At 65.8% G+C, this 14,968-nt stretch carries 14 protein-coding genes; 3 read left to right on the top strand and 11 right to left on the bottom strand.

The annotated features are described in order from the left end of the window. Window positions 1-73: 73 nt before the first annotated feature. Window positions 74-1,003: a sulfotransferase domain-containing protein gene (locus COW1_RS06765; protein ID WP_096365822.1), complete on the bottom strand. Its 930-nt coding sequence runs from the start codon at window positions 1,001-1,003 to the stop codon at window positions 74-76. A 122-nt stretch (window positions 1,004-1,125) separates the two neighbouring features. Between COW1_RS06765 and COW1_RS06760 the strand changes: the two genes are divergently transcribed. Beyond that, window positions 1,126-2,211 carry a mitochondrial fission ELM1 family protein gene (locus tag COW1_RS06760; RefSeq protein ID WP_201345819.1) on the top strand — a complete coding sequence of 362 codons (1,086 nt, stop codon included), beginning with the start codon at window positions 1,126-1,128 and terminating at the stop codon, window positions 2,209-2,211. A gap of 114 nt (window positions 2,212-2,325) precedes the next feature. Here the strand turns inward: COW1_RS06760 and COW1_RS06755 are convergent, their stop codons facing one another. The 6 genes from COW1_RS06755 to COW1_RS06730 all read right to left on the bottom strand — a co-directional run bounded on the left by COW1_RS06755 (window position 2,326) and on the right by COW1_RS06730 (window position 8,927). After that, the gene (locus tag COW1_RS06755; RefSeq protein ID WP_201345818.1) at window positions 2,326-3,270 is read right to left on the bottom strand and encodes a hypothetical protein; all 945 of its coding nucleotides are present in this window, start codon (window positions 3,268-3,270) and stop codon (window positions 2,326-2,328) included. A 193-nt stretch (window positions 3,271-3,463) separates the two neighbouring features. Beyond that, window positions 3,464-4,429, bottom strand: a complete 966-nt coding sequence (locus COW1_RS06750; RefSeq protein WP_201345817.1) for a hypothetical protein — start codon at window positions 4,427-4,429, stop codon at window positions 3,464-3,466. Window positions 4,430-4,653: 224 nt separating this feature from the next. Next, complete coding sequence (locus COW1_RS06745; protein ID WP_201345816.1) at window positions 4,654-5,631, bottom strand: diacylglycerol kinase family protein; 978 nt, start codon at window positions 5,629-5,631, stop codon at window positions 4,654-4,656. After that, window positions 5,628-6,599 carry a hypothetical protein gene (locus COW1_RS06740; RefSeq protein ID WP_201345815.1) on the bottom strand — a complete coding sequence of 324 codons (972 nt, stop codon included), beginning with the start codon at window positions 6,597-6,599 and terminating at the stop codon, window positions 5,628-5,630. The genes COW1_RS06745 and COW1_RS06740 overlap by 4 nt, the downstream gene beginning before the upstream one ends. A gap of 173 nt (window positions 6,600-6,772) precedes the next feature. Further along, the gene (locus COW1_RS06735) at window positions 6,773-7,921 is read right to left on the bottom strand and encodes a mitochondrial fission ELM1 family protein (protein ID WP_201345814.1); all 1,149 of its coding nucleotides are present in this window, start codon (window positions 7,919-7,921) and stop codon (window positions 6,773-6,775) included. Between the two features lie 4 nt (window positions 7,922-7,925). Continuing rightward, window positions 7,926-8,927 carry a sulfotransferase domain-containing protein gene (locus tag COW1_RS06730; RefSeq protein ID WP_201345813.1) on the bottom strand — a complete coding sequence of 334 codons (1,002 nt, stop codon included), beginning with the start codon at window positions 8,925-8,927 and terminating at the stop codon, window positions 7,926-7,928. Window positions 8,928-9,252: 325 nt separating this feature from the next. Here COW1_RS06730 and COW1_RS06725 point away from each other — a divergent pair, with 325 nt between their 5' ends. Further along, window positions 9,253-10,194 (top strand): hypothetical protein, encoded by a 942-nt coding sequence (locus COW1_RS06725; protein ID WP_197703016.1) that lies wholly within the window; start codon window positions 9,253-9,255, stop codon window positions 10,192-10,194. Between the two features lie 46 nt (window positions 10,195-10,240). Here COW1_RS06725 and COW1_RS06720 read toward each other — a convergent pair whose 3' ends face one another. From COW1_RS06720 to COW1_RS06705, 4 genes are read right to left on the bottom strand one after another with little or no spacing between them, the layout of a single operon-like run. Continuing rightward, window positions 10,241-11,071, bottom strand: a complete 831-nt coding sequence (locus COW1_RS06720; protein ID WP_201345812.1) for an energy transducer TonB — start codon at window positions 11,069-11,071, stop codon at window positions 10,241-10,243. Next, the gene (locus COW1_RS06715; RefSeq protein WP_201345811.1) at window positions 11,071-11,472 is read right to left on the bottom strand and encodes a biopolymer transporter ExbD; all 402 of its coding nucleotides are present in this window, start codon (window positions 11,470-11,472) and stop codon (window positions 11,071-11,073) included. The genes COW1_RS06720 and COW1_RS06715 overlap by 1 nt, the downstream gene beginning before the upstream one ends. A gap of 5 nt (window positions 11,473-11,477) precedes the next feature. After that, window positions 11,478-11,909, bottom strand: coding sequence for a biopolymer transporter ExbD (locus COW1_RS06710; protein WP_201345810.1), 432 nt, complete (start codon window positions 11,907-11,909; stop codon window positions 11,478-11,480). After that, on the bottom strand, window positions 11,863-12,579 hold the full coding sequence (locus tag COW1_RS06705; protein WP_201346050.1) for a MotA/TolQ/ExbB proton channel family protein: 717 nt from the start codon (window positions 12,577-12,579) through the stop codon (window positions 11,863-11,865). Before COW1_RS06705 ends, COW1_RS06710 begins: the two co-directional genes overlap by 47 nt. 237 nt (window positions 12,580-12,816) lie before the next feature. Between COW1_RS06705 and COW1_RS06700 the strand changes: the two genes are divergently transcribed. Further along, entirely contained in the window at window positions 12,817-14,949 is a 2,133-nt protein-coding gene (locus tag COW1_RS06700; protein WP_201345809.1) for a TonB-dependent receptor domain-containing protein, read from the top strand. Window positions 14,950-14,968 lie beyond the last annotated feature (19 nt).

Below are 14,968 nucleotides of genomic sequence, written 5' to 3'. Positions count from 1 at the left end.
GCGCATTGCGCCGTAACCCATCAATTGTCCGGCCGGCCTCTGTGGTGATGGGCTGCGCTGCGCTTCACCCATCCTACGTCCGGCAGTAGCCGAACACCGGGTCCAGATGCTGCTCCACCATGGCGTCGACCGCCTGGAGTTGCTCATCCGTGAAGTAGTCGCGGTACCCGCCCACCTTGCCGCGCCGCACCTTGAAGGAATCCGGATTGTTCTCGTCCCCCGGTTTTACCCGCTGGCCGCTGGCCCGCATGCCGTCTTTCCCGGCCTCGCGTTTCTTCATGTTGTCGTAGGCGGCGTATTCCACCGCGGCGGCGATCTCCCCGGCACTGCCGGGCGTGCCGGTGAAATCGAACACCTTGCGCATGATCGCGGCCGGATCGCTGCGCATGTCCTCGTAGCGGATCAGCAGCAGGTCATCGCCCAGCATCGGCATGGCCGCGGCCCAGCCGTTGAAATAGTCGACGATGCGCGGAATGCCGCATTGTTCGTTGCTGACGAAGTCGAACACATCGACCTCAGTGCCGTGGGGCGGGTAATCGTTGAGCAGCTTCTTGCGCGGCAGCATCCGGTAGCGCCACTGGAAGTACTGGGAGACGGCCACATCGCGCGGATCGCGCACCAGCAGTACCACCTGCTTGCCGCGGAAATGCTCCAGGTTGTCCCAGTTGCGCAGGTAATCGCGCATGTAGTTGTTGTGACTGAACAGCACCTTGGGCGCGGCCGGGTTGAGGCGGTTGTAGTTGTCGAACTCCAGCATGTGATCCGTCGGCAGGTTGAAGCGCAGCTGATAGAAGCGCGACAGCATCACGCGGAACCAGGTGCGGCCGCTCTTGCCCCAGGACATCAGCACCCAGTCGGCCGCCTGCAGCTTGCGGTATTCCTCCCTGCCGCGCAGGCGCCGCTCGAGCGCGATGCGTTTTTCCTGCGGCAGGAAAAACAGTGTGGCCAGGGCCAGGTGACGCGAGGCCACGGCCCCCATTTCTCTGTAGGACATGTCGGGCATTGGAGCGTGGTATCCGTGCTGAATGGGGCTGTTTCGCCCCGGCGACAGGCCGCGTATGATAGCACAGATTCTCATGCGGGCGCCCGGGTGCGCTGCGCTCACGCGAACGATCCGGCGCGATAATGGAAAAGACTGTCTGGGTGCTGCTGGGGCGAAAGGCGGGCGACAACAACCAGGTGCTGGCACTGGCCGAGGCACTGGGCTGGCCGTATGAGGAAAAGCGCATTCAGGCGCGCGGCTGGGAACTGCTGCCGCACCTGCTGCTGCGCGTGACCCTGGCCGGCATCGACCGCCGCGCCTCCAGCCCGCTTTCACCTCCCTGGCCGGATATGGTCATCAGCGCCGGCCGGCGCAACGAGCCGGTTGCGCGCTGGATCCGCCGCCGCACCGGCGGCCGCACGCGGCTGGTCCATATCGGTCGGCCCTGGGCACCGCTGGACTGCTACGACCTCATCGTGACCACGCCGCAGTACTTTCTCCCCGAGCGCGACAACGTCCTGCACAACACCCTGCCGCTGCATCGGGTGCGTTCCGATCGGGTCGCGGCAGCCGCGCGCCGGCTGCAACCCGAGCTTGCGGCACTGCCGCACCCCCTCACCACGGTCCTGATCGGCGGCGACAGTGGTCCGTTCGTGTTCACGCCGGACAAGGGACGGCGGCTGGCCGAGGGCGTGAACCGGCTGGTGGCGCAGACCGGCGGCTCGGTGCTGGTGACCGACAGCCGGCGCACGTCGGCGGCCGCCGCTGCGGCCTTCCGCAACGCGCTCAAGGTGCCGGCGGCCGCCTACTGGTGGGACCTGGACAACAGCGACAGGGAAAATCCCTACCTGGCCTATCTCGGGCTTGGCGAGCGCTTCGTGGTCACCGGCGAGAGCATGTCCATGCTGGCCGAGGCCGCGGCGATGGGCCGGCCGCTGTACCTGTTCGATCCGGGAGACCCGCCCGGCGTCTGGTGGCTGCGTGCGCGCAACTTCCGGCACCAGCCGCTCAGCCATCGCCTGGCCATGCGGCTGGCGCCGCTGCGCATGCGCCGCGACGTGGGGCGCATCCAGCAGGCGCTGGTGGATGCCGGCCGGGCGCGCTGGCTGGAGCAGGCGCCTGAATTGATCGCTCAGGGGGAGGACTGGTACCGGGCGGTGGAAGCCGACTCGGGCGCCGAGCTTGAACGCACGGCCCAGCGGGTGCGGCTGATGATGGGCATCACGTAGGAGTGGGTGGAACTGCGTAGGTCGGATTAGCCCGCGAGGGCGTAATCCGACACGGACCGCGAGATGTCGGGTTACGCTGCGTTAACCCGACCTACGAATGGTGGTTAAGACAGTTCACGCCGCCTGCTGCGTGCTCAGCGGATGCGCCGGCGCCGGCGGCAGGTCCGGGGTGCGCGCCAGCACCTCGAAGGCGTCGTGGCGGACATGGCTGCGCGCCATCTCCTCGCGCAGGAATTCCTCGCTGATCTTGCCCTGGTTGATGCACTCCTTGAGCAGGCCGAAGAAGAAGCGTTCCTGGTTCTGATCGGGATGGGCCTTGTACTTGCCCATCAGGCCGTACTCGCCGAACAGGTGACGCCGGGCCCGCAGCAGCCAGGCGGCCGGCGGGAACAGGCGGAAGCGCTCGGACGGGCGCCAGTCCACCGGCAGGCCGGTCTTCCAGGGCTGGGTCTTGCGTCGGGTGGTATGCAGCATCTTTGTCGCCGGTGAGAAGGTATCGAAGTCGTTCCATTCCTTCTCGAAGAAGCCGATGCTCTCCGGGTCCTCGTTCTTCAGGCAGATCCAGGGCTGGTAATCGTAGCCGGCGTCGAACATGGCATTGAACTGCGCCTCCGGCTTCCAGTGCGTGAGGCGGCTGTTCTCGAGCAGCATCACGCTGCTGGCATAGCAGCGGTCGATGAAGCCCTTGGGTCCGGAGCGCATGCGGCACATGATGGCCTTGCCCTGCATGTCGCGGCTGAGCAACTCCCAGATGTCGGTGCAGGCGAAGATGTCGGGGTCGATGACCACGGCCCGGCCCTGATAGTTCATCAGCTGCGGTGGCATGAAACGGGTCGGGGTGAAGGACTGCAGGTCGTCGTTCAGCCACACCCGCTGCACCCCGTCGCGCAGATAGCTCTGGCCCTCGCGCGCCTTGAAGAAGGGGTAGTCGCGAGTGTCCATGATGTGGACGTCGAACTCATCGTTGCGAGAGGAGTACCGGCGAAGTGCATACTCGGCGACGATGGCGCCGACGATCTGCTTGTGATTGGTCTGGATGAATACCCCGTAATTCTTCATGATGTTCAATACCCTGCGTGTTACGTGGCGCCACTATACCGCATCGGCCGGGGGCGAGTCATGGCGCAGATCAAATAATGATTCGATTCAGCATGGCGACCGCAACGCAGAGGACGCAGAGACTCAGAGGCGCAAAGTTATTGTGTATAAATAAAAATTCTGGTTATGCAGCCGCTGTGAACAGAAGTCTCCGTCAGCGGAAGACACCGCGGCGGTACAGCTGCCAGCCCCAGGCCCAGACGTGGATCAGAGGGCGACGGCGAACCCGCTCCGGCACTTCGATCGTCTGGCCCGAATGACGCGTCAGCTTCCAGGCCAGATAGTCCAGCCCGCCCTCGAAGGTGAACAGGCCCTTGACCAGTCTCGCCACGGACAGCAGCTTGCCCAGCACCCGTCGCAGCCGCCACTGCCAGGGGGCCAGGCGCCGGGCTGGGGCGGAGACGTGTGAGCGGTACCTGTATACCCCGGCCTCGGTCTCTGGCGGCAACAGGGTCAGGCAGTCGGCCAGCCGCCCGGACAGTGCCTGCGTTATCACGGTGTAGAAGGCCTGTCCGTGTCCGGCCAGTTCGCCGGCACGCCCCTGACGCTCGGTGCGCAGTTCGGTGGCATAGCTCAGCGCCAGGGCGCCTGCCCAGAGGTCATCCAGCGTGCCTTCGGCCGGCAGGGCGGGGAGGGCGCGGCGCAGCAGGGTCTCGGCGGCCTGTAGGAAATCCGTGTGCAGACGTGCGCGCACCTGCGGCGTGCGGCTGTAGATCACCTTGACCGGCTGGGCAAAGCGGCCCCACAGATAGGATTCGAACCGGCGCGGTCCGGTGCCGCGGTCGAGTGCCTCCAGGCTGAGCACAGCGTACTTGCAGCGCACTGTGCGGCTGTCCACGGGGGCCTCGACATAATAGACATTGGGCGGCAGCAGCCGGATGCCGAGACGGCGCAGGAGGTGGGGCTCGGCGCTGCGATAGTCGTCCACCAGGACATACAGGTCGACCAGACCGTCGAACAGATCGGCGCTGCGCAGGCAGGAACCGTACAGCACCACCGCCTGCAGCGCGTCGCCGAAGCGCGTGTGCAGGGCGTCGAGCAGGGCCTGCAACGGCGGCGAGTCGGCCACAGTGGGACCGGCGGGTTCGGGGTAGGCGGATTGGAATGTAGAGGCAGCCATGCGGGGATTCATTATGCCCTAGAAAACTCTGATATCCCCATTCCCGCCTGCGCGGGAATGACGGTGTATTTCGGTGTTGTAGCCAATATTCCAGCCCGCTGAGTCGCGTAGGTCGGGTTAGCGCAGCGTAACCCGACCCATAGCGGCAAGCCGCGTGGGGTTACGCCCTGTCGGGCTAACCCGACCTACGATGTCCACGGAATACGCAAAGATCAACAGCTGGGTCATGTCAGCCGCAGAAACCGGAACGGCCCGCGGGCGGTGACTGTCAGCGGTCCTGTGGAAGGGGCGGTCTGCAGCAGTTCTCCGTCCAGGTTCAGCATGCCATCGAAGACGAGTTCCAGACGCCGGGTGTGGAAGCTCTCATAGCCCAGTTCCGGCTGCACATGCCGGTTGGGCCGGCCGCGCAGGATGGAGGCGAAGGCGCGCGGGAAATGCCTCGCCCCGGCGCGGACGGTGGTCAGGCCCACCGCGCCGTCGCCGCTGCCCCAGAAGGGCCGGATGCCGAGGAACAGCCGCTCCAGGGTACTGGCGGCCAGGATCAGCATGGGGGTTTCCGGGCGGTCGATGCTGCTGTCGGGAAGTCGCAGCGCCACCGGGGTCGGCTGATAGAAACGCGGGTCACGCCGGGCCAGGCCCCACAGGGTACGCACCAGCGTCAGCCCCAGGCTGATCTCGCCGCCCAGGCCGCGCGCGTGCACCTTGCTGTGGGCGTACTGCGTGGCCTGCATGATGGCGCCGGTGCCCAGGAACATGCCGTAGTGGATGCGGCCATCGGCCAGACCCTCCACTTGCATGATATGCCGTTCGTGCGCGGGGCCATTCAGCGGACAGCCGCGGTCCAGCCAGCGGAAAAACCGTTTCCATGCCTTGCGCGGCGAGCCGGCCGCGCCCACATCGCCGGCGCTCATATTGGCGGTGCCTCCGGGAAGGACGATCAGTGCGGGCCGGCGTTGCTGCGGCCAGTGCTGCAGCAGCAGTCCCAGCAGGCAGGCCAGGGTGCCGTCGCCGCCGTTGATCGCCAGCACCTGTATGTCGCTGTCGGCCAGTCGACGGATGAGTGTCTCGGCCTCCTCGACCGTGCGGGTGATGTGCTGCTCGAGCTGCGGATAGTGCGCCAGCCGGGGCTGCAGCCGCGCCCAGGCCCTGCGGTTGTTGCCGCTGGCCGGATTGCTGATCAGGACGGCGCGTGTCGGCTTCATCGGCTGAGCCGTGCGGCTTCCAGTCGCACTTCGCCCGGGCCGAGGCGCGGGGCGTCACCGCGCAGGGCCAGCGGCAGGCGGGTGGCGGGATCCAGCAGCAGGGTCAGGGGCGGACGCAGGCCCAGCAGTTCGAAGCCGTTCTCCGGCTCGCCCAGGGGATTGACCTGCAGCCGGATTACCAGCGCCTCGACCTGACCCCGCACCGGTTGCTCGCCAGCGGCGGTCTCGCGCCGGTAGTCGACCTCGATGCGTTCGTGACCGCTGACCTCCAGCACAACCCGGAAGAAATCGTGGTCGGTGTGCACATAATAGGTTTCCCTGTCACCCGCGGCGTGCAGGGAGGCGGCACTGGCGAGCGGCAGCAGCAGGGTGGGCGAGACCAGACCGGCTGTCCGGGGAATGGCCTGCGGCAGCGCCAGCCGCCCCGCACTGGACACGGGCCAGTCACGGGCCAGTGTCAGGGCGCTGCTGGCGCCGTCGTGAAGCCAGTCCGGCTGGGCCTCGACCTCGGCGGCAGTGACGGCGCTCTCCCGGCGCTCACGCAGCAGACTGCGAGCTTCGTAACGGTAGCACTTGGCCCGGCTGTCGCGGCGACCGAAGCCGACGCGACAGCGCTGCACCAGGCCGCCGGCGGGATCGTACCAGACGGACAGCCGTTCCAGGTTCTGCCGTCCCACCCGGTTGTCGGCCAGCAGCACCAGCAGCGGATTGCCCGGGGCAGGGAGGGTGCCGCGCGCAACCTGGACGGGGAGTTCGTCAGGCGCGACCGTGTACAGGCGCAGCCGGGAGACGGCCGACCCCAGCAGGTTGGAGGCGCTCAGGGTGATGGCCTGCCAGCCCACCGCCGGGAGTGGCGCAGGGGCGGTGGGTGTGACCGCTTCGGGTCGCGGCAGGCGGGGCTCGCCGCCGGCCAGGGCAGGTGTCGGGACGAGCGCGGTCAGCAGCAGGGCCGCCAGGGTGCGGCGCATGTCCGGGATCCGACGTGTCTGTGTGCGCTTCAACAACATGTTACCCCTTAGATGCCGTCATCCCCCGAAGGCGGGGATCCAGCAGTGCGAACTTTCTGGATTCCCGCCTTCGCGGGAATGACGCTATGAAACTGTAGCCATATCTCCTGACGCTTGAGTAAGCAGCTGACGGTTCATCTGTCCGGCAACAGCCGGTCGATGCGCTCCAGGATACGCTGCAGGTCCTGTTCGGTCTGCTCGCCAGCGCGGTCCGGTCCGCCGTGGGCGCCGGCCGCATCGGCGTCATCTCCTGCCCAGCGGGCCAGCCCCTGATCGACCAGCATCTGGTGAAAGCGCGGAAAGTGACGGGTCTGCTGCAGCAGCCGCAGGTGGTACAGGGCGCGTGCCGTCGCGATCCGGGCCCGCTCTCCTGAATTGTCAGCGCGCACTGGCTGAAACAGCCAGGCGGCCAGACGGCGGCGGGCGTTGTCGATGCCGCCGAACCAGCCGGTGGGCAGAGGCAGGATCTCCAGCGGCCGGCCCAGCCGGGCCACCTCCACCTGCATGGAAATGCTGTCGCCGGTGACCACGAAGCGATCGCCCAGGGCCAGCAGGCCGGCATAGGGATTGCCATCCTGCGGGTCGTTCCAGTCATAGACCTGCACCGCCGCGGGCAGATCCCGGCGCAGCCGCTGCATGAAGCGCGGCGGGGTGCGGCGCGAGCCGACCAGGTAGGGCGTGCCGCCGCTGGCCAGTACCTGATCGATACGGTCGCGGAGTCGGCGTACTACGGTGTTGTTATACACGAAGGGGTTGGTCGGGCCGCCGATGAGAAAGGCCACCAGGGGCCGGGGCAGGGCGGCGAAGGCCTGCTCCCATTCGGCGCGTCCGGCCTCGAGCCGGGCCGGATCGAGTTGCATCAACGGCAGGCCGATGTGCATGACATTGGGGAAGGGTGCGGGCAGGGTCTCTGCGCTGGTGATGATCAGATCGAAGTGCGCCATCCAGCCCGAGGGCTTGCCGACCAGCACGATGCGCGAACGACCGCCGGATTGCTGCTTGATCCAGAGCGCCGCATTGGCCGGTCGCCGGCCGCTGGTCAGGATCAGGTCGGGCCAGGGCGGTGTCAGGGCATCGGAGCGTTCCGGATCCAGGTGATACAGGGTGGGGCCGACGCGCGGTTTGCCGAACACGTATCTGGGCTGCATCTCCAGGTGGCGGAGCTCGGAGGTCCAGCCGCGCTGCCGGGCAAGGGCCTCGGCGATGACCTCGACCTGGCCGTTGTCCCCGCGTTTGTCGCCGAGGACCCGCCAGATGCGCGGCGCCCGACCCTGAGAGGACAAGACCTTACTGCCCGGCCGCGGCCGGCGCCGCCGGGGTGTCCTCCTGCGGCTGGTCCAGGCCGAACAGTGCCTGCAGGCGCGGCGAGAGTTCCCGGCGCACCAGCTGCTCCAGTTCCTGTGCCTGTGCCTCGCTGAAGTAGTCGCGATAGCCGCCGACCTTGGCCCGGCGCACCTTGAAGCTTTCCGGGTCGCCGGCGTTGCGCAGAGTCAGGCCGCCCGAGCGGAAGAAGCCTTCGCTTTCCAGCTTGCGCAGGTTGTCGAAGGAGGCGAACTCCACTGCCTCGTTGATTTCCTTGTCGCTGAAGCGGTCGCCCATCAGTTCGGTGATCTGGCGCAGCACCTGCGCCGGTTCGCGTCGCAGCGCCTCGTAGGAGGTCAGCAGAGTGTGGTCCAGTGAATCCAGCGCCGCATCCCAGTGGTTCAGGAAGCGGATCAGCGAGGGCAGGCCGATTTCGCTCTCGCGCACAAACTCCCACATCCCGATGTTGGTGCGATCCACGGGGTGGCTCAGTTCGGCATTGATCAGTTCCTGCTTATGGCTCGACTGGCGCTTGGTGAACTGGAAATACCAGGACACGGCGATGTCCAACGGATTGCGCGCCAGCAGTACCACCGGCTTGTGTCTGAGCTCGGAATCCGGGGCTCCCGGCTGCAGCTTGTCGCCCACTGCGCGTTCATAGCTGTACCAGCCGTTGGTGGCGGCGAAGCGGGGGATCTCGGGATTGGCGTCGGCCAGCGCCGGGTAGCGGGCGAAGTCCGCCTCCGGGATGCCGTGGCGCTTGCTGTAGAGCCGGGTCAGCATGACCTTCAGCCAGGTGTTGCCGCTCTTGGGATGGGCGATGATGATCAGCGAGGAACGCCGGGCGATGTCCACCTCCAGCGCGCCCAGCCGGGCCTTGCGCCGGGCCACGCGCAGGGAGCGGGGCAGCACGGCCGTGGTGGTGATGATGGCGGCCTTGCGGGCGTTGTCGCTGCCGATGCGGCGCAGCGGGTTGATGAAGCTCATGCTGTTGTTCCGGATGAAAAAAATACTGGCCCCGGCTGGGGATGAAGGTGGCCGATGATTATACGCGTTTTTGCCGTCCCCGGCCAAAGGCGTCGGGCCCCCCTCACCCGTCATTCCCGCGCAGGCGGGACAAAAGCGCGGAGCGCGTTGAACGCCCACAGGGCGGCCCGAAGGGCGAGCGTAGCGAGTAATCCAGGAACCGCCGTGGCCGCTGGATCCCCGCCTGCGCGGGGATGACGGTGTCTTCGGTGTTGTCGCCAATCCTTCGGCCGCGGGGCAGATGCGGCTTGGTTTCGAGGGGGCTGACCTATAAAATGAGTGGATTGTGGCAGTCCCGAGCGAGGAATCCGGCATGGAGCATTGCGTATTCATCCAGGCCAATGACAAGCAGCATCTCGGCGCCCTGGTGGCGCAGTATGCCCTGCGGCGCAATTCGAAGCACAATGACCGCTTCGATATCCGCATCATGCACTACGACGATTTTCCCATCCTGCGCGAGCACGAAGGGCAGATGTACCTGCGCGACGGCGAGTGGCGCCAGTGGGTCCGCGACGACCTGCAGTCCTTCACCCCGACCCGCTTCCTGCCGCCGCAGCTGATGGACTATCAGGGTCGTTCCATTGTCATCGACCCGGACATCTTCGCCCTGGCCGACATCTGGGAGTTGTTCTCCCGCGATATGGAAGGCAAGGCCGTCATGTGCCGGCCCAAGTCCGGCAACAAGGGCAAGCGCGGCTGCCTGGCCACCAGCGTGATGCTGATGGACAACGCAAAGCTGACTCACTGGAAGTTCGAGGAACAGTTCCACGCCATGTTCGAGGGCACGCGCGACTACATGCCCTGGGTGTGCCTGAAATACGAGGATCCGGAGACCATCGGCCTGTTCGAGCCCGAGTGGAACGACTTCGATCATCTCGATGCCAACACCAAGATGCTGCACAACACCAAGCGCAAGACTCAGCCCTGGAAGACCGGGCTGCCGGTGGATTTTCGCGCCGCCGATTCCTTCCGCCTGTTTCCGCCCAAACACTGGTTCCGACGCGCGCGTCGGGCGCTGTTCGGCGACTACGGCCTGGCCGGGCGCTACCGGGCCCATCCGGATCCGAACCAGGAGGCCTTCTTCTTCGGGCTGGTGCGCGAGTGCCTGGATCAGGGTGTGATCAGCGAAGACCTGCTGCGCCAGGAGATGGCAAAGAACCATCTGCGCCACGATGCGCTGGAACTGCTGGATCGCACCCCGCCGCTGGCCCGGGCCAGTGGCCACTAAGACCTGTTGATACTGCCGCAGTCACGTCATCCCCGCGCGCTTGCATTCAGCGCAGATAGAAGGCCACCGGTACCACCAGTTCGAGTCGTGACTGCGGCATGTCGTCCGGGATTCCCGGCAGTGGCTCGGCCCGTCTGATCATCGCCTCCACCTCGCGATCCAGCAGGGTGTGGCCTGAACTTTCCTGCAGCCGGTACTCGATGATCCGGCCTTCCCGATCCATGACGAAGTAGAGCAGGGCGGTGCCTTCCTGGCGCCGCATCTGGGCGCGGCGGGGATAGCGCTTGTGGCGCTCGAGCCAGCCCTTCAGGCGGGCCATGTAGTCGGCGCTCGGGCCGGGTGAGCCACCACGGGTGGCGCTGTCCCGGGGACTCTCTTCCCCCTCCGGTGTGGCAGTGGTGCTGGCGGGGGCGGCAGTGTCCGCGCTCACGCTCGGCTGCTGTGTTGTCTGCTGCACCGGTTCAGGCTGCGGCTGCACGGCCTGACGGACCGGCTCGGGTTCCGGTTCCGGTTCGGGTTCCGGTTCGGGTTCCGGTTCGGGTTCGGGTTCGGGTTCCGGTTCGGGTTCCGGTTCGGGTTCCGGTTCGGGTTCCGGTTCGGGTTCCGGTTCGGGTTCCGGTTCGGGTTCCGGTTCGGGCTCCGGTTCGGGCTGCGGTTCGGGCTGCGGCTCGGGTTCGGGCACCGGCGCTTCCTCTGACGTCTGCTGCGGCTGTTCCGGTACCCCGCCTGCCGGCCCCAGGGACACCTCGATGCCTCCGATCCCGACATCCAGCGCGCCGGACTCCGGTTCCTGCCACAGCAACACAGCAGCAATCCCCGCATGCAGCAGGACCGCGGTGATCAATGCCACCGTCCAGTGTCGACGGGTGATCCGCATCAACCGCCTGCCGCGACCGTCAGCAGCTTGACCTTCTGCGCGCCGGCATCCTGCAGCAGTTCCATCAGGGCGACCACGCGGGTCGCTTCGGCCCGGCCGTCGGCCTTGAGTCGGATCCGTATCTCGTCCTCGGACAGGCGTTTCTGCAGAGCGGCTTTGAGTGCGGATTCCTCCATGACCTTGCCGTCCAGAGCCAGGCGGCCCTCGGCGTCGAGCAGCACCAGCAACTCCCGTGGCCCGGCCTCGCTCTCGAGGGCCGATTGCGGCGGGTCGATTTCGAGGGGGTCGGTGGCGGCGAGTTTTCCGGCCACCATGAAGAAGATCAGCAGCAGGAACACGATATTGATCAGCGGCAGGATCCGCTCCTCGTCGCTGCGCGGCCGTGGGGGTTCGAAACGCATGCTGCCTACCTCTGGCGGTCGCGGATCAGGGAGAGATTGACGGCACCGGCCCGGGTGAGCAGACCCACTACATCCACCGTGCGCTGCAGGGCGACCCCAGCAGTGGGCTTGAGCCGCACGCGCTGATCCGGGTGGTGCGCCAGCTGCGACTCGATCCGGCGCCGCAGTTCTGCCGGAGTGACGGGTTCGTCGTCCAGACGCAGGCCATCCGTACGGATCTCGATCAGCAGGCTGTCACCGGCCTCGGCACTGGCGGCGGTCAGACCGGGTGCATTCAGTTCGATCGGGCGCCAGTCCAGGAAGGTTGAGGTCAGCATGAAGAACACCAGCAGGATGAACACCACATCGATCAGCGGCGTGAGGCTGATCAGGGCGCGGCGCCGGCGCGCGTTACTCGCCAGCTGAAACGGCGGCAGGGCGGAGGCGGGCCGGAGCATGCGTCTCTTCCTCGGAGGTCAACTCGGCGGACAGGTCCTCGGTGAAGACCTGAGTGACCAGGTTGTCCATGTCGTGAGCCAGGCGGTCGACCCGGCGTTCCAGCCAGTTCAGCAGGGCCACTGCCGGGATGGCTACTGCCAGGCCGACGGCGGTGGTGAGCAGGGCCTCCCAGATGCCGCCGGAGAGGATGGCCGGGTTGACCTGATTGCCGGCGGCCTCCAGCTGCTGGAAGGCCTTGATCATGCCCAGTACGGTGCCGAACAGTCCGAGCAGGGGGGCCAGCGAAGCGATCACCTCCAGCGGTCGGAAACCGCCGCGCAGGGTTTCCAGGACATCACCGCCATAGCGCAGGACCTCCTCGCGTACCTTTGCCTCAGGCAGCCCACGGTGCTGTCCGCGCATGGCCCGGCCAAGGGCCTGGGCCACCGGATTGCGGTTGCCCTCGGTGCGCGCCAGCGCCTCGCCGACCCGGCCGGATTTCCACAGCCGCAGCGCCTCCACAGCGGTGCGGCGCTCGCCGGTGCGCACTGCCTGGAATTGCCAGAGTTTCAGCAGGATGATTGTCAATGCGATCACGGACATGGCGAGCAGGATGGCCACCACCGGCCCACCCGCCTGGAGCAGCTGAGCCAGTTGTTCGTAGAGCCCGGACTGAACCGGGGGCGTCATTATCAGGGTTTCGTCGTTCATCGCAGCAGCAAGTCCTCGGCGCCGATGCGCCTGCCGGGTTTATTTAAGACTAATGAGAATGATTTCGATTATACAGTATATCCCGGCTCGTACAATCCCCCTTGCCAATCCGACGTGACAGGGTGTTGACCTCACGAGTACGACGAAATATCATCCGCAATTGATAAAGCTTCTCATTATCGTAAACTTTAATACAATTGATAGGGAGATAACTTCATGTTCAAGCGTTCTTTTCTGTCACTGGCGATCGGTAGCTGTCTGCTGCCGGGCATGAGCGCTGCCGACGAGGCGGTCACCATGTCGCCCGTGGAGATCATCGGTGACACCTCGCAGGCGCGTATTCTGCCCGGTTCCAGCGCAGTCGTGGCCGAGGAGCAACTCGAGATCGAGGGCACCACCGACATCCACCAGGTACTGAAGACAGTGCCGGGTATCTATGCCCGTGAAGAGGATGGCGAGGGCCTGCGCCCGAACATCGGTATCCGCGGCGCCACGGCCGAGCGCAGCAGCAATATCACCCTGATGGAGGACGGCGTACCGATCGCCCCCGCCCCCTATTCGAATCCCGCCGCCTATTATTTCCCGACCATGATGCGTATCACCGGTGTCGAGATCCTCAAGGGGGCGCCGTTGCTGCGTTATGGTCCGCAGACCACCGGCGGCGTGATCAACCTGCTGTCGACTCCGATTCCGACCGAGCGTTCGGGCATGGTCGAAACCGTGCTCGACGAGCGTGGCTCCACCGACGTGCACGCCCACTACGGCGATGTCGCTGGCCCCTGGAGCTGGATGGTCGAGACGGTGCAGCGCAACGGCGACGGTTTCAAGGACATCGACCGCAGCAATGGCGACAGCGGCTTCGACATCGAGGACTATGTCGGCAAGCTGCGCTGGCAGGGCGAGCGCCAGGCATTGCAGCTCAAATTGCAGTACTCGGAAGAGATTTCCAACGAGACCTACCTCGGGCTGACCGATGCCGACTTCGACCGCGATCCCAACCGGCGTTACGGCCTGTCCAGCATCGACCAGATGGACAATACCCACTCCGGCATCAATCTCACCCACGAGTTCGACTGGACCGACAACGTCAAGAGTACCGCGACGATCTACCGCAACAAGTTCAAACGCAACTGGTTCAAGCTCTCCGGCGGTGGTGCCTATATCGACGCGGCCAATGCCGGCGATGCCAACGCCCAGGGTATCCTGGACGGCACGGTCGATGTTGCCGGACTGTCCTACAAGAACAACAACCGTGAATACGTCTCCGAAGGCATTCAGCTCAACTTCGACATCGACCTCGGCGCACACCAGGTTGCGCTGGGCGGACGTTATCACGAAGATGAGATGGACCGCTTCCAGCCCGTGGAGATCTATGATCAGGTCAACGGCTCGCTGGTATTCCAGAACACCGTCCTGCCGACGGGCGGTGACAACCGCTTCGAGACCGGCGAGGCGATGAGCTTCTGGGCGCTGGATCAGTGGCAGGTGACCGATCGCTTCAAACTCAACCTGGCCCTGCGCTACGAGGACGTGGAGACCTCGCGGGTGCAGTATGCGGATGTCGGCCGGACCACCGTGGATTCGACCCGCGGCAACGAGAGCGATGAGTGGCTGCCCGGCGCCTCCTTCACCTACGATGTGGCCGATCGCTGGCAGGTGCTGGCCGGCGTGCACCGCGGCTTCTCCCCGCTCGGCGGCGGCGCCCAGGCCAACGAGGATCCTGAGACCAGCGACAACTGGGAGGCCGGGGTGCGTTACTTCGGCGACCGGGTGTTCGCCGAGGCTATCGGCTTCTACAGCGACTTCACCAACAAGGTGGAGAACTGCTCGGTGGGCTCGCCCTGCAGCAACGGCGCGACCTCCGGCACCTTCACCACGGGCGAGGCCGAGATCGCGGGCCTGGAATTCCAGCTGTCCACCGATTTCGATCAGGGACGTTTCCTGATCCCGGTCGATCTGGCCTACACTTACACCAGCGCCGAGATCAGCAAGGACAACGCGACCTCGGGCCTGAGCGAGGGTGATCAGCTCAAGGATGTGCCGGAGAATATGCTCAGCCTGCGCGTGGGTCTGGAGCATCCCAGTGGCTGGAACAACTACGCTGTGGTGAAATACATCGATGAGATGTGCGTGGTGGCCGGCTGCAACAACAGCGGCAGCCGCTTCGACGAAACCGAATCGCTGACCGTGGTGGACTTCATCAGCCAGTATCCGCTGGGACGGGACACCGATGTCTTCCTGCGGGTGGAGAACCTGTTCGACGAACAGAAGATCGTCTCCCGCCTGCCGGACGGGGCACGGCCGAATCAGCCGCAGACCTTCTCGGTCGGACTGCGTCACCGGTTCTGAGGCAGCCGTGTTGTGAGCG

It is taken from the genome of Thiohalobacter sp. COW1 (assembly GCF_016629505.1).
GTDB classification, from domain to species: Bacteria; Pseudomonadota; Gammaproteobacteria; order Thiohalobacterales; family Thiohalobacteraceae; genus Thiohalobacter; species Thiohalobacter thiocyanaticus_A.
Note: the sequence above shows the minus strand (reverse complement) of the source record. Positions and strands in the feature narration are given on the sequence as shown.